Below are 18,794 nucleotides of genomic sequence, written 5' to 3'. Positions count from 1 at the left end.
GTTGCTGCCGGAGTGGGGCATCACATGCGGATTGATTCGGGTAGCTACTGGGCCTCTGGGACGTACCTTGTGGTCTTAACCGCACAACAAGGCAACCAAACCTTGGTACAAAGAAGCAAAATTGTGCTGCTGAAGTAGGGGATTTGGTCGTTAAGGATGTGTTAAAAATATTGTAAACCGCACTTTAGCAGCGCCTCTTCAGGAACCCATAATCCCGCTTATTGAGAGATAGGCGGGATTTTTGTTTACCCTCGCTTCATGGCTATGGCCAATCCAATCAGCACCACCGCCATGCCTATAAGGGAAAGCAGGCCGGGCGTTTCATCCCAAAGAAGGAAGGTCATTAACGAAGACAGAACAGGCTCTACCAAGATAACCAAAGTGACAAAGGCGGGCGGAATATAGCGAACCGCATAGTTCATTGCGCCATGACCTGCAATTTGGGGGCCAAGGGCCATCAATGCACAAATACCCAAAACCGTCCATGAAACCAAGAGATGGGCCTGTAGAAATAAAGAAAAGGTCAAAACCGTTATTGCAGAAATTAAATATACGGGAAAAACATATCCTAACCACGAAAGTCCCTTTTGGCGTACTACCCGTCCGGCCATCATGTAGCCACTAACCGTAACCATACCCAAAAGAGCCAAGCCATTCCCCCGCGCAGCATGAGGAAATTGTTGGTTGGTCATGTCTCCGAACGCCATCAACGCAGCACCCGTAAAGCCCAATAAAATGCCCAAAACCAACGATTTATGGAGCTGCTCGCCGAGTAGGAAAAACGATGCAATGGCGATGAAAAGCGGTGAGGTATTTACCAAAACGGTAGAACTGGCAACAGTGGTATAGTATAAGGAACTGATCCACGTAACAAAGTGGAGACCCAATAAAACACCGGAAAGCACAATCAAGCCTTTGTGTGATGCGGGCAATGCCTTGATTTCTGGCCAAACACGCGGCGAAAAGGGCAATAAAAAAAGGGCCGCCAGAACCGTCCGATACGTGGCGACCGTTAATCCGCTCGCTTCTCCCGAAATATACCGAATTAATACGGAACTACTTGCAACGCACAATACACCCAATGCCAAAATCGGATATAAATGCCTTGGTGGTTTCATCGCAAGCGATCCATTGACCGTACCAATGACTCGTCTTTGCGAATGGCACGTAGCGCCAAAAGTTGGAAAACAAACCCTACGAAGGCTCCGCCAATCCCCCAAAGAATGGCGGGATTTTGGGTAAATGCCATCCACTGTGCTTGCGGCGTCGTGATTAAATACACCACTTTTGCAAATCCGACGGATAGAAAAGCCACAATGGCGGCCATCCGAACGGTATTCATTTGCTGTTTACGATTTTGAAACTGAGCAATCCCCCAGATGGCCAAAATTATGGAAACCGCCGAGACAACCATACCACCCCAATAGAGTGGTTGTTTGGCCGTTAGCGGGAACTGAAGCGCAGGAATCAAAGCAAGTAATACAACGGAAAGTACCAAATAGACCGTTTGAATGCGTTGCCACATATTGGGAAAAAGATTAAAAGGGTGAGGGTAATAATAGCGTGATTATACTTGGGTACGCCAGCGTGGTTTTGCGATGTTTTTCGCTACTTTCTCGGCAACACGTTTCCCAAACTCATTCGTTGGGGTGGAGCCGCCCAAGTCTGCCGTGCGGAATTCTCCACGTCGGAAAATCTCGAAAAGGCTTTTGCGGAGGGCATCTGCAGCAAAGTGCTCGCCCAAGTGACGGAGCATCATCTCGGCAGAACGGATGAGTGCTGTAGGATTCGCTTTGTTTTGTCCGGCAATATCGGGTGCAGAACCATGAACGGACTCAAAAACGGCATACTCACTGCCAATATTTGCGCCGGGTACAATGCCCAAACCGCCCACTAATCCGGCTGCGAGGTCACTTAAAATATCGCCAAACAGGTTGGTGGTGACAATACAATCATAGCGTTCTGGATTGGTTACCATCTGCATGCACATATTATCCACAATCACTTCTTCAAAGCGGATTTGGGGGTATTCTTTTGCAATTTCGCGGCCCAACTCCAAAAACAATCCCGAAGTTTTTTTCAGGATGTTGGCTTTATGAACCAATGAAACTTTGCCGCGTTCGTTAAATTTGGCGTATTCAAAGGCATACCGAATGATCCGTTCGGATCCTTTTTTGGTAACCCTTGCGATGGCCTCGGCTACGCCCGTCTCGGCATCGTATTTTTCTTCTCCAATATACAGTCCTTCCGTATTCTCACGGAAAAGTACCATATCTACATGCTGAAAGGCGGTTTTGATGCCCGGTAAGCTATAACTGGGCCGGACGTTTGCATAGAGGTCTAAGGCTTGACGCAAAGATACGTTCACACTTTTAAAGCCACCGCCAACCGGAGTCGTAATGGGGCCTTTCAGGGCTACCTTATGCGCCTTGATGCTATTGATTACTTTTTCGGGCAAGGGCTCGCCCCCTGCTTCTATGGAACGCATACCCGCTTCTTCTTCTAATACCCAAGTAATGGGGACGCCAGTTGCGGCTAAAACGTCTAAAGCGGCTTCAGTGATTTCGGGACCAATACCATCACCGGGAATGAGGACTACTTTGTGTGCCATCAGGGATAAAAATAATAAATGAAATAAAAGCAGGGGAAGCGTTTTGCAATATAACCGCTTAGGCGAAGCGATTCTGGCAAATATCAGTGAAAGCGGTTAAAAGATAAAAAAGGCCCCGTAAAGGAGCCTTCAAACATAAAATTAAGGGAACGTCTATCGGTAGGATTGAGCAAAGTTTGAAGCTTTGTCCCAATTCCGCAAGGCTTCAGCCAGTGTCAGGTCTAATTTATGAAAAACTTGCACGGAGGCATCCAGGTCCCAAAGACGACGGGCAAGTAAAGCTTTGATACGCACCTCAACCACGTCTCGGTTCTCTAACTGTTCCTTTTTGGTAAAGGTCTTGCGTTTTTCATCAGCCGTATTTAGGGTAGCAGATTTATTGTTTTCAACAAACTTAAAGCCTTTTTTATCGGTAGCATAACCCCAGAATTCATTCAGCATGGCATCCGTAATCCGGAAGTTTTTGATGAAATCACTCTTCTTAGTGGTCCATTGGGTTCTAAATTCCGGATGCTGATTTAGCCAGTGGCCGGTGAAATCATCCTCTACGCTATTCCGAATGAGGGCAATTACAAGGGGCTTGGGCATACCCAGCGAGTCGGGCAGGATAATATCTGGCAAAATACCTCCACCCCCCAAAACGGTCCGTCCACTGGTGGTTTTGTATTTAAGGGAATCTGGCGCCTGAGCAATAAGGTCTTCTTTTTTCAAAACGCCTTTGTTCTTCCGTTCGATGTCTAATTTGGATTTATAATAGGCTTCTTGGTCTCCGTCGGCATAAGGGGTTTGAATGAGGCGTCCGGAAGGGGTGAAATACCGAGAAATGGTCATTTGCATAACGGATCCATCCAATAATTCAAACTGGCGTTGTACCAAGCCTTTCCCAAAGGTCCGCTCGCCCACCACAAGGGCGCGGTCGTGGTCTTGAAGCGCTCCGGCAACAATCTCGCTGGCAGAAGCCGATCCGGAATTGACCAAGACGATGACGGGCATTTTTTCAAAGCTACCTCGCGAAGTGGAGCGGTATTGCTCATTAAAGGATTGGATTCGGCTCTTGGTATAGACAATCATTTTATTCGCAGGGAGCAATTCATCCACAATACGAACGGCCATTTCCATGTATCCGCCACGGTTGTTGCGCAAATCCAGCACAAGGCGCTCCATTCCCAAACCACGTAATTGGTTCATGGCATCTGCCACTTCCTGGTAAGAGGTACGGGCGAAGCGCTCAAGGTTGATATACCCTGTTTTATCGTCTATCATGTGCTTGGCAGTAACCGTATAAAATGGAATGGTATCGCGGGTAATGTCAAAGGTTAAGGGCTTGTCCACGCCATTTCGACGGATTTTGAGTGTCACCTTAGTTCCTTTAGGACCTTTAAGGTGGGCTTGTACATCCTCATTTTTCCAGCCTTTGGTTTCCTTATCATCCACCATAATGATGAAGTCACCTGCCTTAAGGCCAGCTTTTTCGGAGGGACCATCCGATATTACTTGCTGCACCATCAAGGTTTCATCCACAAAGTCAAAGAAAATACCGATCCCCTCAAAGGAAGCATCAAATTCTTCGCGGACGCGCTTCATGCGTTTGGCATCAATATATACCGAGTGAGGGTCTAAGCCCTTCAGCATTCCTTCGATCGCATTTTCGGCAAGTTTACCCGAGTCCACATCATCCACATACTGCTGATTGATCAATGAAAATGCCTGATCTAATTTTTGCAGACTTTGGACTACATCGTCTCCGGAGAAGACTTTTTGAATGCCCATTCCAAAGAAAAAGCCTGCTATTAGGATACCGGCTCCGATGTAAGTAAATTTTTTGGTTAAGCGCATATGGATTTTCAGAGTGAAAAATGGTTATGGATATCGTTTCCGTGCCTGAGAACAAGCCGAAAAGGGTGTTTCAGTTTTAGACGCCCTTGTATCTGTAAAGTAACAGTCTTTACCGAAATGCGGTCCATTCTTTAGAGACCGATCGGTTAAAAAGCGTGATAGAGGCCGCATTCTGGAACCACTTGAGCATGGTGCGAGCATATCCAATAGCCCGATACCGTCGTGGGTCCTCATAAAGCGTCCACTGCCAAAGAAAACGGATGCCTGCTTTGTTTTGTTGCCTCGCATGTTGTGCAATCCGCTTAAATAAATCAAAATCTTCTCCAGCAACCAAGTCCGTTCTATAACCGCCCAGCAACCTAAATGTTCGGGCGGCAATGGCGTGACATTCACCACGCCCCATGCCCAGTCCGATCTTATTCAGACACCAGAAATAGGCATTACAACCGCCCAAGACCAAATGGTCTTTCCAGTTGGCTTCTTCCGGATGGACGGTCACCCGACAGGTTGCGGCCCCTTCCATGCCAGCAGCTTCAGTTAGTTCCCGCAAGAACGGTTCCATTCGTATAGGAAAACGGACATCGGCATTAAAAAAGATTAGGACATCGCCCTGTGCGACGGCTGCGCCAGCATTGCGGCCCTCCGAAATCGTTTGGGGGCGTACGTCGGTATGTTCAACCACTTTGTCGGCATATTTCCGCGCAATTTCGACGGTTCTGTCGGTTGATCCACCATCTGAAACGATGATTTCGAGGCCCAAACGTCGCCGGACTTCCGGTGTAAAAGATCTGAGTAAATTTTCTAAGATCTTTTCCTCATTTAGGGTAGGAATAATGATACTGGTTTGTGGCAAGACACGAAAGGTCGCCAAAACCTCTTCCAACGTCTCTGGTACGACGTGCAAGGTTTCGTACATCATTTTGGTAAAGATTGATGAACGGAATGGAGAAAAGACGTTATCTGGCTTGTCGTCCTTTCCCTATAGAACAAAATTGTTCAGGAATTACGGAAAAGAAAAGGACTTGTTCTGTGGTGCAGGGCAAGTTTTTCTTAATTTGTTCTGGTTCAAACAATTGGCTTAAGATTGTTTGGGCCAGTTAGTAATTCATTTGAGCAATGTTTAAACAAAGAAGATACACAATTTACCCAATAATTGTTGCTTCCTCACAAACTGTTTGTCATGACGAATAAACAAATTGCCAAGTCTTTACAGGAAGTGGCAGATCTGTTGGAACTTACGGGTGGTAATCCGTTTCGGGCGAGGGCTTTTGCGAATGCAGCCCGTGTTTTACAACGGTTGCCAGAGCAAATAAAGGATTTGGCGGCAGCGGGACAATTGACAGGGGTGCAGGGAATTGGTAGTGGACTCGGCAAAGACATTGAGGTGCTGTTGGATACCGGATCGTTGCCGCAACGGGAGGAATTGGTAGCGAAACTCCCTGCTGGTCTGCCTGAATTGCTTAACATTAAAGGGCTTGGTGTTAAAAAGGTGCGCAGTTTATGGCAATCATTGGGTATTACTTCGGTTGGCGAATTGGCCGTTGCGGCGCGGGAAAATCGGTTGTTACATGCAGAAGGCTTTGGTAAAAAAACGCAGGAACAACTCTTAGAAAGTATCGAACGCTTAGCGTCCTATCGTGCTCAACGGCGGTATGCTACGGTTTACCGGCAGTTGATGCCCTTGTTGCAAACGCTGAAACAACAAGTTAGCATCGAAGACTGTGTGGTGGTTGGGGCTTTTCGTCGGAAAATGCCCACCATCTCGGAGCTTACGGTGTTAATTCAAGCGCAATCGGAAGAGGTTATTGCTCCTGCATTTGAGGCCATTGGGGTTTCGGTGCAGCAAATAAATACAGGTGTTTGGCAGTTCAGTCTCGAAGATGGCTTTGGGGTGGAGGTGGTATGGGTTCCAGAGGTGGCTTTTGGTACCGAATGCCTCAGGAGAACAGGTCCGGAAAGTTTTGTGGAAGCAATTGCGCAAAAAATAGGTGGACTTCCAGAGGTGGCCGCCGAAACGGAGTTGTTCCAAAAGGCTGGATTGGCTTTTGTATCTCCGGAGTTGCGCGATTTGGCTTCTGCTATGTCTTGGGCTGAAACAAATACCTTACCCAAACTCATAGAAGTCAGCGACCTTAGAGGAACGTTGCATAACCACTCAACCTATAGCGATGGCGCGCACTCCTTGGTGGAAATGGCCGAAACTGCCCGGCACTTAGGCTTGGAATACTATGGGGCCTGTGACCATAGTCGGTCGTTGACGGTGGCCAATGGTATGAGCATAGAGCGGGTTTTAGAACAACAAGCCGAAATTGCTAGCCGAAATGCCGTGTATGCTGCAACGGGAACGAACTTCCGCATTTTTTCGGGAATCGAAAGCGATATTTTGAACGATGGTTCATTAGATTACCCCGACGAGGTATTGGCTTCGTTTGATTTGGTGGTGGCCAGTATTCATAATGGCTTTAATATGACCGAGGCCGTGGCCACACAGCGGTTGATTACGGCCATAGAAAATCCTTATACCACCATACTGGGTCATCCTACCGGACGTTTATTGTTGGCCAGAGAAGGTTATCCGGTACATCATCATAAAATAATTGATGCCTGTGCCGCCAATGGTGTGGCCCTCGAACTAAATGCAAATCCTTATCGCTTGGATTTGGACTGGACGTGGGTACCTTATGCCTTGGAAAAAGGGGTTTTTATTGCCATTAATCCAGATGCCCATGCGATGGAAGGGCTACAAGATGTGTTCTGGGGCGTTGAAGTAGCCCGAAAAGCCGGGCTGACAGTCGGTCTATGCCTGAACGCGATGGATCGGTTTGCTTTCGAACAATGGCTCCGCCTTAAAAATCAATAAAGATTTCCATTAATCTGACCAAACCAAGCTAACTGTGTTGTTTTATAGATTCAGAAATATTATTGCCCTATCGCTGCTTATTGCCATTGTAGGTCTCTTTATTCTGGGGATTACTTTTTGGTTTTCGTATGGATTTAGAACCGACTACAGCGCACAGGTGAAAATTACCAATTTACGGGGTAATGTCTCGGTTGAATGGCGAAAAGACCGTATTCCAGTTATCCGCGCCTCCTCCGAAAACGATGGATTGGCGGGCCTTGGCTATAGCCATGCGTTGCGTCATGCGTTGCCAATGTCGGTTTGGCGGCAAGTGGCTCTTGGTGAACTAGGACAGTGGTTTCAGGGCGATTCTACTGCCATCATAGATCGTGTTTCCAAAACCTTGGGCATCGGAAAGTTGGCTTATGCAGCTTACCGACAATTAAAACCAGAAGAGAAGAACCGTTTGATTGCTTATTCAAATGGTGTCAATGCGGTTTTAGAACATCCAAACGAACAGGTTAATGACGATTTGTTGCTTTCTGGACTTAAGCCTAAGCGCTGGGAGCCGTGGCACAGTTTGGCCGTAGAACACTTGTTGGCTTGGATTGGCGCGGAGCCTTATAAAAAAACGCTTGCAGATACGTTGCAGCCCGCTTTTGAAAAGTTTATGGCAGAGCAGAGGGTTTTGAAGCAATTTCTGCGGTTACATGGTTTCGAGCATGGTTTGGCTTGGGTATCCCGTCAGAGCCGAGATACCTATTTTTTCCACCGTCATGTTTATGGGGCGAGTGCATGGCCTTTGGTACAAGAGGCAATTATAGACTGGGGTATTGGGCAAAACCAAGTGGTGAGTGTGCCTGGAACCTTGTTATTTCCTTCTGGACGAAATGAACGATTGTCTTGGTTTTTTCTTCTGACTAGTCCTTTTTCAGCAGAGCGCCTGCCCGCCGGAGCCGATAGCCTCGTTGTTCCCGAAAATCGGGTGATTAAAGATATGGAAGGCAACGAATCTTTGGTCACCACCCGGAGCAATGGGAATTCCTTCTTTTTGCCTGAGTCCTTTAAAAAGAAATACAAAAAAATGGTTCAGGATACCCTGCTGGTTGAGCGAGATACCACCGTTGGCTTTGTTTGGAAACTGAATTGGCCTGGTTTCCGCCCGTTAAGTGATCAAAGTATTTTTAGAAACTTGTTAGTGGGCGATACAACCGGGGTGAATTTCCATTTATTCAAGGGAAATGGTCTTTTATTAACCCAAGACGGGCGATGGTCGGTACGTGGGAAGCCATTGGTTCGAGAAGAATTGCCCAATGGCTTGTTAATTTCAGACACCCCTTGGGCCAGTCACTCCGCGACGCGCCTTCGTCAAGTCCTCTCCAGCGGCCTATTGCCTCAGCAATTCTTAGGAAAATTTGAAGATACCTACAGCCCATTTGTTCGTCCGGCAGTCAAGGGCCTATTGGGCATGATGGAAAAACGGAAAGACCTGACCTATGCAGCAAAGGACGCCCTTACGTATCTCCGTAACTGGAAGTTTGATTTTAGCAACGAAAGCATTGCAGCATCTGTTTTTGATGCTTGGATGGCTGAATACTATAAAGGGTGGTCCTATATCCCTAAACCGGACTCGACCATGTTTGCTGGGGCAGATTCGGCGAAGACGGCAGAAAATAGCCTAAAGCTCAAAAAAACCTTGATTAAAGTAGTGAGCCGTTTTAAAGACAAGGAAAGCTCACCGCGAGACTTTAGCTCCTTCCAATGGGGGCTTACCCAAGCAGGTGAAGTTTATTATCCAATCTGGTCGGCTCAATTTATTCCTTTGTATAGACATAATCTCGCACAAACCCGTTTTTCACCAGTCCGTGTGGCACATTCTGGCCATCCGACCACCCTGCAATGGCGTGCAACCCGTATGCTGACCGATTTGCCGTCTCCTTCGGTCTGGGAAGGTTGGTTTGCTAACCGTAGTTCAGAATCATGGATGATCCAACGGGCCAACTTGATTCATGAAGAAATGCTCTCGCGGTATAGCATCCCTGATCGCCAGCAATACATCGAGTTGGATGCGAGCGGAGATGTGGAAGTGATTGGTAAAACCCAATTGGTACCAGCAGAATAAATATATAAAGACCATGCAACATGTCTATTTTGGTATTGATGCAGGCGGAACCAAAACCGTTCTTTGGGGAGCAACGCCAGATAAAAAGCGCGACTTTACCATCTCGGATGCCGGAATTAATCTATATCGGATTCCCAAGGAACGAGCGAAGGAAATTCTTATTTCGTTGGTTACCCGTGCAATAGAAGCCTTCCCCGATCTTCGGGTTGGGGGAATTTGTGCCGGAGCAGCCGGAGCAGGGACTTCGGATATGCCCAATGCCCTCACTCCGGTTCTGGAACGAGAGGTTTCGGAAGCACTCGGCCTGCCGTTTCGATTGTTAAACGATGCCAATATTGCCCTCGAAGGGGCTTTGGAGGGCGAAAGTGGCCTGCTGACTATTGTGGGTACGGGCTCAAATGTGCTCGGGAAAACACATGAAGGCCGTTTGGTAAATACTGGCGCATGGGGCTATCTTATCGGAGACGAAGGGAGTGGCATGGCCATCGGGTTGGCGGGCCTTAAGGCAGTGGCACATGCTATCGATGAACAAGAACATCCGTTGTTGCGGCAGTTGTTTGCAGAACGGCTTCAAATGTCTAACCGTGCGACATTGCTGGATTATGTCTATCGCAGCCAGCGCCCGATTCAGCATATTGCTCCATTGGTGCTTGAGGCTGCCGAAATGGGAGATGCACCTTCGGTGGAAATTATTCACGAACAAGCCCAGGGCATTATTGCCCATATTTGCCGACTGGCACACCGCTACGATACACACTTAAAGCATCAGGTCTCATTTATCGGAGGACTATATAACAACGAGTTCTATCGTAATCAGTTGCATGAAATTATAGCCGAAAAACTCGCCTCTTGGTCCATTGTCCCTGCTAAATATACCCCAGTTGAAGGGGCTTGGCATATCGCTATGAAAGAGTTTGAATAGAATAGAAAAATAAGCGGCTTGTTATTGTCTGATGTTGTGCTGTATAAATTATATGTAAATATTATTTATAATGTAATTATAAGCTTTTTGTGTATAAAGGTACTAATTTTGATGGGTATTAGAATAGAAAAAAAGCCAATGTCATCAGCCGTAAAGACTTCGTGATATGGGTGCAGAAGGCGTTTTCATTCGCCCATAAGGGCAAAATCGGAGTAGTCAGCGAATAGCCATCTCTTGTTCAGCATCCTACCATCATTTCTGATAATAGCTTTGTTTGGATTTTGTATCTTAATAAAATTGCCCCAATCTAAAAACGACTCAAAATGGCTGAGAAGAAGAAGTGGAACGATAAAGATGCCACGCCGCTGATGCGGCAATATTGGAAAATTAAAGAACGGAATCCCAATGCGATCTTGTTATACCGGATGGGTGATTTCTACGAAACATTTGATGAAGATGCACGAATTGCCAGTGGCGTTCTGGGAATTACCCTCACCAAAAGGGCCAATGGCAAAGCATCGGAAATAGATTTAGCAGGATTTCCGTATAAAGCATTAGATCAATATTTACCTAAATTGGTGGCTGCAGGCCATCGTGTCGCTATTTGCGAACAATTGGAAGACCCTAAATTGGCGAAGGTAGTGGTAAAACGCGACGTTACCGAAGTGGTGACACCAGGTGTAGCGTTCAGCGATCGGCTCCTTGATCCCAAAAGATCCCATTATTTGGCGGCAGTACATTGGGGGCAAGATCGGGCGACACGGGGCTGGGTGGGTTTCTCGTTTGTGGATGCCACAACGGGCGAATTTGCCACTTCCGAGGTGCCGGAATCGCAGTTGCAGGAGTTGTTACAAACGATTGCTCCCGCCGAATTGCTCTATGATAAACGTGCCAAGGCGCTCTTGCAAACGTTGCCCAAATGGTCGTTTACAGCCACGCCAATGGAGGACTGGGCATTTGGGGGTGATTTTGCTAATGAGGTATTGCTTCGGCATTTTAAGACACACTCGCTGAAAGGTTTTGGTATCGAAAACATGCCATTGGGGGTGATTGCCGCTGGGGTGGTGTTACATTACTTGAGCGAAACGCAAAAAGGGAAACTACCACATATTCGCCGATTAATCCGCTTTTCCAATGAAGACTATATTTCATTAGACCCGCAAACCAAACGAAACCTTGAGTTGGTTGCTTCGATGCAAGACGGGGGACGCGATGGCTCGCTGATTCAGATATTAGACCATACCCAAACCCCGCCAGGAGGCCGACTGTTGCGGAAATGGTTGGTTCGTCCGCTACGGAATATCGAGAACATTCGTAAAAGGCTGGATGCCGTAGGAGAATTGGTCGAGAATCATGCCTTGCGACAACAAATCCGAGAAGAATTGGCACAAGTTGGGGATTTGGAGCGGATTATTGCTAAAATCAGCACAGCACGGGCCACGCCACGGGAGTTGGTGTACCTCAAGTTGACCTTGCGGCAAATTCCACCGCTCAAGACCCTTTTAAGAACAGCCAAAACGGCTTCTTTACGTAGCCTCGGAGACCATCTGCTATTGTGTGCCGAGGTCGTAGATCGCTTAGACGATGCACTGATTGAAGATGCACCAGCGTCTATCACCGAGGGCGGGATGTTCCGAACAGGTTTTCATGCCGGACTGGATGAATTGCGGATGATTGCCAGTTCGGGCAAAGATTGGCTTGCCGAGATGCGACAAAAAGAAATTGAAAGAACTGGAATCCCTTCACTTAAAGTCAGCTTTAACAATGTCTTCGGCTATTATATCGAAATCACCAATGCGCATAAGGATAAAGTTCCAGCAGACTACATCCGTAAACAAACCCTTGTTAATGCTGAACGGTATATCACCCCGGCACTGAAAGAGTATGAGGAAAAAATCCTGACGGCCGAGGAAAAAATCAGTGGTTTGGAGCAATCACTTTTTAATGAATTGCGTCTGGCGATTGCCGAGGAAACTGAATCTATCCAGAAAAATGCCCAATTATTGGCGATATTGGATTGTTTTGCCTCGCTGGCTGAAGTGGCTTCGCGGTATGGATACACCAGGCCAGAGGTGCATGACGGAGATGAATTAGACATTGTGGAGGGCCGGCATCCGGTTGTGGAACGAACCTTGCCTCCGGGTGAACCGTTCATCCCAAACTCCGTTCGTTTGTCGCGTGGGGAAGCACAAATGCTCATGATAACAGGGCCTAACATGGCGGGTAAAAGTGTGATTCTTCGACAAACTGCCCTTATCGTTTTGCTTGCACAGGTGGGTAGTTTTGTCCCGGCCAGCCATGCATCGGTTGGGGTTGTGGATAAAATATTTACCCGCGTCGGGGCCTCCGATAACCTCGCTGCAGGCGAGAGTACTTTCTTGGTGGAGATGAATGAAACAGCCAATATTTTGAATAATGCTTCTCCTAAGTCTCTAATTTTATTGGATGAAGTAGGACGTGGAACAAGTACCTTTGATGGTATGTCTATTGCGTGGGCTATTGCCGAGTATATTCACGATAATCCTGCTATTGCTGCACGGACACTGTTTGCGACTCATTACCACGAACTAAACGCACTTGCGGATCGCTGTGAACGCATTCGGAATGCAAGGGTTCAGGTACAAGAACACAACGGACGGGTTATTTTTCTCCGAAAGCTCGTGCCGGGTGGGGCTGATTCTAGCTACGGTATTGAAGTTGCCCGTATGGCAGGATTGCCGATGCCCGTTATTGATAGGGCGAAAGAGATTTTGGAGAGCTTAGAAGCCCAACGGTTGGAAGTGACAGCACTAACAGAGAGGTCATTCGATACTGTTGAACCATTATTCGTTAATCGTTTATCGCAAATTGACAATTGTATAAATGTGTCATTGCCCGATTCTCTACCGGGAGCGCCTCATTCTGTGACCAAAGAAGCGCTGGTTCCAGATTCTGAACGCCCTGAACCCACAGCCGAGCCACACAAGGAACCCATAACTGCAGGTCCAAAACTTCAACACGCTCGCATGAGCCAGGTGCCCGTCTCCGGTTTTTCCCAAATGAGTCTTTTCTCGGATGCCGACCCCGTCGCCTCCGAAATTAAAGAGTTACTTATCGAAATTGACCTAAACCGTCTTACGCCGATCGAGGCGATGATGCAGCTATCCTTTTTGCAGCGTAAGGCAAAAGAGGGATAAATTTCCTTTTTTAGTAAGGGAAAAAGCCCCGATAATCAACTGAGATTATCGGGGCTTTTCGATGTGCCCTCGGCTGGACTCAAACCAGCGGCCTAGCGTTTAGGAAACGCTTGCTCTATTCACCTGAGCTACAAGGGCAGGAAAAGAAGATAACTGAAATCGTTACCGAAACGCAATCTTTTGACGCGAAGATAGAAAAGGCTTTGTTCTGAATTAACATTTGCAGTACCTTCCGTTTTTCTTCACACACTAAGCAAAGAGGTTATGGCAGAAAATGTGAACCACAACCGGAAGGCGGTTTGGGCTTGGTATTTCTATGATTTTGGAAACTCGGCCTTTACAACCCTGATCGTTACCTTTATTTATGCCACTTATTATGCCAAGGTGATGGCTGCTTCCGAGTTAGATGGCACTTGGCTATGGTCCATTGGGGTTTCTTTTACAGCCGTAACAGTAGCACTCTTGTCACCACTACTCGGAGCCGCAGCAGACCGGACCAATAAGCGCAAGATGTTTCTTCTTGGTGCTACGCTTATGTGTGTTCTGGCTTCCATTATGTTATATTTTCAAAAGCCATACGAATGGCAGCACGAACACGGCTTGCCACACGCCGCTTTTACAGCGTTGTTTTGGTTTATTGTGGGCAATATCGCCTTCGAGTTGGGATGTTCCTTTTACAATTCTTTTTTACCAGATATTGCGCCAGCCGAGAAAATTGGCCGGATTTCGGGGTTCGGTTGGGGGTTTGGATATGTAGGAGGGTTGTTGTGTATGGTATTGGCATTGGTTGGCTTCATCCAACCGGAAACACCTTGGTTCGGTTTTGGTACAGAGGCCTCCGAACATATCCGTGCCACGAATCTATTGGTAGGGGCCTGGATGCTCCTCTTTTGTATGCCCATATTTATCTGGTTAAAAGAGCCTGGAAAGTATAGAACCGATACTAAAGACGTAAACCTGATTGCGGAATCATATCAACGCATTAAAGAAACCGCAGGAGAAATCAAAAAGTACCGCCAGTTGGTTCGCTTTCTTATTGCCAACTTGTTTTATAACGATGCTTTGGTTACTATTTTTTCGATGGGTGCAGTTTATGCAACAGTTGTGCTCCACTTCACCACCGAGGAAATCATGATCTTTGGCATCGTTTTGAACGTGATGGCTGGTATGGGGGCTGCCTTATTTGGATTTTTAGATGATAAACTCGGGGGAAAAAAAACCATTTCTTATAGTATCTGGGGGCTACTGATTGCGGTCATTTTGGCCACTGTTGCGCCAGATAAAACCACCTTTTGGGTCGCTGGAATTTTGGTGGGGATATTTGCAGGACCTAATCAATCGGCAAGCCGTTCTTTAATGGGGCGTTTTGTACCACCGGAAAAAGAAAGTGAATTTTATGGCTTTTTTGCTTTTTCTGGTAAAGCCACTTCGTTCTTGGGGCCGTTCCTTTTTGGAAATGTGACCATCTTGGTTGAACAACTCTTTGGGGGGGAAGCACCTTTTGCACCGCAACGTGCTGGTATTGCGGTGTTGATTGTACTTTTTACCATAGGCTGGATACTCCTGCGCCGTGTGGACGAAGCAGAGGGCATGACATTGGCAAAAGTACCAGACGAAGCACCCAAAAGTAATATGTAAAATAGTTGTGACACTGTGACAATACGTTGACATACCTTCAAATCTAACTTTGTCCAACATCAAGACAAAATATAGGAGGTCCCGATGTCAACCTTACAACCTTTATCTGCGCATGTTGCCGCTAATCCTGCGCTTCTTCTCGAAGCGGTTTGCCAACATACTTTTCCGGCCCCTGCGGGAGAGGTGTTGTCGGAGGATGTTTTCTGGATACTAAGAAAATATCTCAAGCCACAAACGGTTCTTCGACGGTTGGCTGCTTGGCGGGCAGATGCACCATTTGCATTGATCCGACTCTCTTCTCATGCCCGAAATGTCGGCTTACTGATTGGGCCTGAGCCATTGGACGACCCGGCCATTCATGCCGTCACAGACGAATATGGGTTTGATGCGGTGATATTTGCGGATGAGCAAACGGTTTATGAAAATCCGGATGCCTTTGCCGCTTTTGTAGCAGCAAAATTCCCTCAATTATTCAGCGAGCGGGGAAGAATTAATTTAGGAACGCGGGATGCTTGGTTTGCCGAGGCCGATACCAATTGGCGTGTGGTTTCAAAACCTGGCTTACCGCTCCGTCCTTATGGGACATATTTAATGACGCAAGCTGCCTGATACATTGCAAGGAGAAGTGATCGGATAGTATCTTCATTCCTTTGACCAAAAGGTACCATAATGATCACTATAAAAGAAGTGGCCCAGTCACTCGAAAATTGGGCACCCCGTGCGGTTGCAGAATCTTATGATAATGTAGGGCTTCAGGTTGGAAGGATGCATACACCAGTATCAGGGGTTTTGGTGGCATTGGATCTAACCCATGCCGTCATTGACGAAGCCCTCGAAGTGGATGCTAATCTGATTGTCACGCATCACCCTAATATTTTTCGTCCTATAAAACATCTCACGGATATGGGTTATGTATCCGGTTTGGCGCTTCGTCTTGCCGAGTCAAAATTGGCCCATTATGCGTTTCACACCAATCTTGATAACGCCAGAAATGGGGTTTCTTTTGCGCTTGCAGGTTTGTTGGGCTTGCAAAATGTACAGTTTTTGGATCAGAAGGAAGATATTCTGCAAGCCCTTGTGGTATATGTTCCAGAAGCCCATGCAGAATCGGTACAGTTGGCAATGGCTTCGGCGGGGGCTGGTGTTATTGGTCTTTATGACGCTTGTGCATTTTCTTCTAAAGGGACGGGATACTTTCGGCCAAGAATGGCTGCCAAGCCCTTTGTGGGAACGGAGGGGAAGCTACATGCAGAACCAGAAATACGAATTGAGTGTCAGGTTGAAAAATGGAGACTTCATGGTGTTTTATATGCCATCAAATCGGTCCATCCCTATGAGGAGGTTGCGTATCATGTTTTCCCGGCGTCACAACCCTCGCAAAATTATGGCTTGGGTGCCATTGGTGAACTTCAGGAGACCATGGCTTTGGATGAATATCTGGAAATGGTATGTGAACGACTAAAAACGCGTGCCATTAGGGTGGTTGGCAATACCGAAATGCCGATCAAAAAGGTTGCAGTTTGTGGTGGGTCAGGGGGGAGTTTCATTGCTTTGGCGCAACGCTCGGATGCAGATCTGTACATTACAGGAGATTTAACCTACCATCTTAATTTTGAAGTCTTAGACGATGTGGGCAAGCCTAGTATGGCACTGGCAGACGTGGGGCATTATGAAAGTGAATGGATTACCGAGGAATTGGTTGTGTCTCAATTGACTGAACTCCGGCCAGGTTTACGGGTACACCGAACACGGCACTCAACCAATCCCACAAGAATATTCGTTCGAAAATATTAATAAAGGCATTTATCGGTCAGTAGCCATTGTAAATAACTGCTTCTTTGTACCTGATATACAGGTTTTCGGTCATTCGATGAGGGCCATTTACCCGGAAAGGGGGAAGCGGCATTGTATTGGAGGCTCAAGCCTAAAGAAGAGACGTTTCCAGATTTCTTCCAAAAAGGATCCTTAAAACCTTGTTCTAAGACATGGGCCACCAGACAACGGTCTTTGGTGGTATCAAATGAGTTTTGAATCGTAGCGTTTTCCGCAATCGCACGGGGGGATTGTGGAAAACGTTCTTCGAGCATTAGGTTGCTCTTAAGCCGCCAGTATCTGGAAGTGTCGAAGGCATGTTCTTTCAAAACAGGAAATTGATCTGCCCATACACGCACCCCTAAACCGCGCACCTGTTCGAGTTCTGTAAATACATCTTTAGGTTTCCACCGAAGATTTGGCATGGCTGCATGAAGCCCCCCTAAACCCAGAAAAGGCAATACCTTGCTCACCGTTTCCAAGATTCTTTCCCCTGCATTCATAGGTTTGTTTACGACGGATTCTCCGAGGTACGGAGCGAGGAACCCATCTGCTTTAATTTGGGAAGACAGGGGGAGCCTGGTATCGGCACGCGATGCAAATGCATACTGTTCTGCATCATAAGGAAGAACGTCTTGGATACGGCGAAGTAACGGTATTCTGCGCTCGGCGCCAGGTTCGGTAAATGAAACGCCCGCCTGCTGCATGAGCGAATCTGGAATAGGCTCATTCAAGCGGATGTTAAACAACTTGTTTTGTTGCTTAAATCGTACCAAGGGATATCGTACACCTGTTTTTCCCATCAAAACACGGCCCTCTATGTCAAGGGTTACGGGAACCTGTACATCCAAAAGCCAAGTTTCAAATTTTTGTCGGTAAGTGGCTTCATAATCCTTCACTACGCCATCCGTCGCCAGCTGGTATGGACGGGCGTAGATTTCAGTGAGTACAAAGTCATTTAAGTCAACAATCAAGTTGCCGGAAAATGTAGCTACCTCGGATTGGGCGGGGGTGAAAAATATTTCTGCTTGTTCACCCTGATTTGTGGTTGTTTTTTTGCCAAGACGGAAGTTGTATAAAGTTAAGGCACGTGGATGGGTGGGGCCGGGTAAATAACGGCCTTGCACCAAAACCAAATCGTTGTAAAAATTAATCATTGGTTCGCGGTCTGCAAAACGAAAAGATTCCTCGGTTTGTGGGATGTTTCGATACGCACGAACCCACTCTTTGAATTCGGTGCCACCATACCCATAGACATCTGCATTTGATTCTTTGATTTGAACCAGTTCTTGCCCTGCCCAAAGGGAAAAACGAGCATACATTTCTGCGTGATAGGTTTTCCATGATTCATAGAACTGGTTTTTTCGGGCAATCACGTTGCGCATAATTCCTATTGCGGGGTCTTCGCCTGAAATTTCAACTTCTAAAGGCACACTGACTGCACGAAGTTGGACAATAACTGGTTGTGATGGGAGTCTTGTAAAAATGAGTTTTGCAGATTCATAACCCACGTATCGAACCACCAATGCAAAGGGGACGCGATTTACTATAATGGAGAAGCGTCCGTTTTCGTCGGTTTTGAGACCGCTAAACTGACCCTCGATCAAGACAGAAGCTGCATTTAGTGGTTTGCGTGTTTCTGCGTCTATAACCCTTCCTGAAAATTGTTGTGCGTAAGAAATGCCGACAAGAAAGAAAGACAAAAAAAGTATTATATGAAGTCGGGCATTATGGTCAAACATCATTAGGTGTGTTGTTTTTTGTAAAAGATACCAAAGTTCACAACGCGAACCGAAGCGAATTTGTTGTACTTTTGTATTTCATCATTCATTAGAATT

The 18,794-nt window shown here is 46.8% G+C and carries 14 protein-coding genes and 1 tRNA gene; 8 read left to right on the top strand and 7 right to left on the bottom strand.

Annotation, left to right across the window (positions count from 1 at the left end):
- The coding region (locus JNN12_05650) for a hypothetical protein (GenBank protein ID MBL7977807.1) at nucleotides 1–138 on the top strand (138 nt) is incomplete at its 5' end.
- A 107-nt stretch (nucleotides 139–245) separates the two neighbouring features.
- Here JNN12_05650 and JNN12_05645 read toward each other — a convergent pair.
- From JNN12_05645 to JNN12_05625, 5 genes are all read right to left on the bottom strand, one after another.
- Nucleotides 246–1,118 (bottom strand): DMT family transporter, encoded by an 873-nt coding sequence (locus tag JNN12_05645; protein MBL7977806.1) that lies wholly within the window; start codon nucleotides 1,116–1,118, stop codon nucleotides 246–248.
- The gene (locus JNN12_05640) at nucleotides 1,115–1,525 is read right to left on the bottom strand and encodes a DUF4293 family protein (protein MBL7977805.1); all 411 of its coding nucleotides are present in this window, start codon (nucleotides 1,523–1,525) and stop codon (nucleotides 1,115–1,117) included. Before JNN12_05640 ends, JNN12_05645 begins: the two co-directional genes overlap by 4 nt.
- A 42-nt stretch (nucleotides 1,526–1,567) precedes the next feature.
- Nucleotides 1,568–2,611, bottom strand: a complete 1,044-nt coding sequence (locus JNN12_05635) for an isocitrate/isopropylmalate dehydrogenase family protein (GenBank protein MBL7977804.1) — start codon at nucleotides 2,609–2,611, stop codon at nucleotides 1,568–1,570.
- 153 nt (nucleotides 2,612–2,764) lie between these two features.
- Nucleotides 2,765–4,447 (bottom strand): S41 family peptidase, encoded by a 1,683-nt coding sequence (locus tag JNN12_05630; protein MBL7977803.1) that lies wholly within the window; start codon nucleotides 4,445–4,447, stop codon nucleotides 2,765–2,767.
- 109 nt (nucleotides 4,448–4,556) lie between these two features.
- Complete coding sequence (locus JNN12_05625; protein ID MBL7977802.1) at nucleotides 4,557–5,366, bottom strand: glycosyltransferase; 810 nt, start codon at nucleotides 5,364–5,366, stop codon at nucleotides 4,557–4,559.
- A 261-nt stretch (nucleotides 5,367–5,627) separates the two neighbouring features.
- Between JNN12_05625 and JNN12_05620 the strand changes: the two genes are divergently transcribed.
- From JNN12_05620 to mutS, 4 genes are all read left to right on the top strand, one after another.
- Nucleotides 5,628–7,307 (top strand): DNA polymerase/3'-5' exonuclease PolX, encoded by a 1,680-nt coding sequence (locus tag JNN12_05620; protein MBL7977801.1) that lies wholly within the window; start codon nucleotides 5,628–5,630, stop codon nucleotides 7,305–7,307.
- Nucleotides 7,308–7,341: 34 nt separating this feature from the next.
- Nucleotides 7,342–9,408 (top strand): penicillin acylase family protein, encoded by a 2,067-nt coding sequence (locus tag JNN12_05615; protein ID MBL7977800.1) that lies wholly within the window; start codon nucleotides 7,342–7,344, stop codon nucleotides 9,406–9,408.
- A 13-nt stretch (nucleotides 9,409–9,421) separates the two neighbouring features.
- A complete protein-coding gene (locus tag JNN12_05610; protein ID MBL7977799.1) occupies nucleotides 9,422–10,330 on the top strand; it encodes a hypothetical protein in 909 nt (302 codons plus the stop codon).
- 323 nt (nucleotides 10,331–10,653) lie between these two features.
- Nucleotides 10,654–13,506, top strand: coding sequence for a DNA mismatch repair protein MutS (gene mutS / locus JNN12_05605; GenBank protein ID MBL7977798.1), 2,853 nt, complete (start codon nucleotides 10,654–10,656; stop codon nucleotides 13,504–13,506).
- A 64-nt stretch (nucleotides 13,507–13,570) separates the two neighbouring features.
- Here mutS and JNN12_05600 read toward each other — a convergent pair.
- A tRNA-Arg gene (locus JNN12_05600) sits at nucleotides 13,571–13,644 on the bottom strand.
- 126 nt (nucleotides 13,645–13,770) lie between these two features.
- Here JNN12_05600 and JNN12_05595 point away from each other — a divergent pair.
- From JNN12_05595 to JNN12_05585, 3 genes are all read left to right on the top strand, one after another.
- A complete protein-coding gene (locus tag JNN12_05595) occupies nucleotides 13,771–15,144 on the top strand; it encodes an MFS transporter (GenBank protein MBL7977797.1) in 1,374 nt (457 codons plus the stop codon).
- Nucleotides 15,145–15,228: 84 nt separating this feature from the next.
- Nucleotides 15,229–15,753: a hypothetical protein gene (locus JNN12_05590; protein MBL7977796.1), complete on the top strand. Its 525-nt coding sequence runs from the start codon at nucleotides 15,229–15,231 to the stop codon at nucleotides 15,751–15,753.
- A gap of 60 nt (nucleotides 15,754–15,813) precedes the next feature.
- Complete coding sequence (locus JNN12_05585; GenBank protein ID MBL7977795.1) at nucleotides 15,814–16,938, top strand: Nif3-like dinuclear metal center hexameric protein; 1,125 nt, start codon at nucleotides 15,814–15,816, stop codon at nucleotides 16,936–16,938.
- On the opposite strand, the gene JNN12_05580 is transcribed toward JNN12_05585, so the two are convergent.
- Nucleotides 16,935–18,701 (bottom strand): carboxypeptidase-like regulatory domain-containing protein, encoded by a 1,767-nt coding sequence (locus tag JNN12_05580; GenBank protein ID MBL7977794.1) that lies wholly within the window; start codon nucleotides 18,699–18,701, stop codon nucleotides 16,935–16,937. The two genes, JNN12_05585 and JNN12_05580, sit on opposite strands and share 4 nt — an antisense overlap.
- Nucleotides 18,702–18,794 lie beyond the last annotated feature (93 nt).

This window comes from Bacteroidetes Order II. bacterium (assembly GCA_016788705.1).
GTDB lineage: Bacteria > Bacteroidota > Rhodothermia > Rhodothermales > UBA2364 > UBA2364.
Note: the sequence above shows the minus strand (reverse complement) of the source record. Positions and strands in the feature narration are given on the sequence as shown.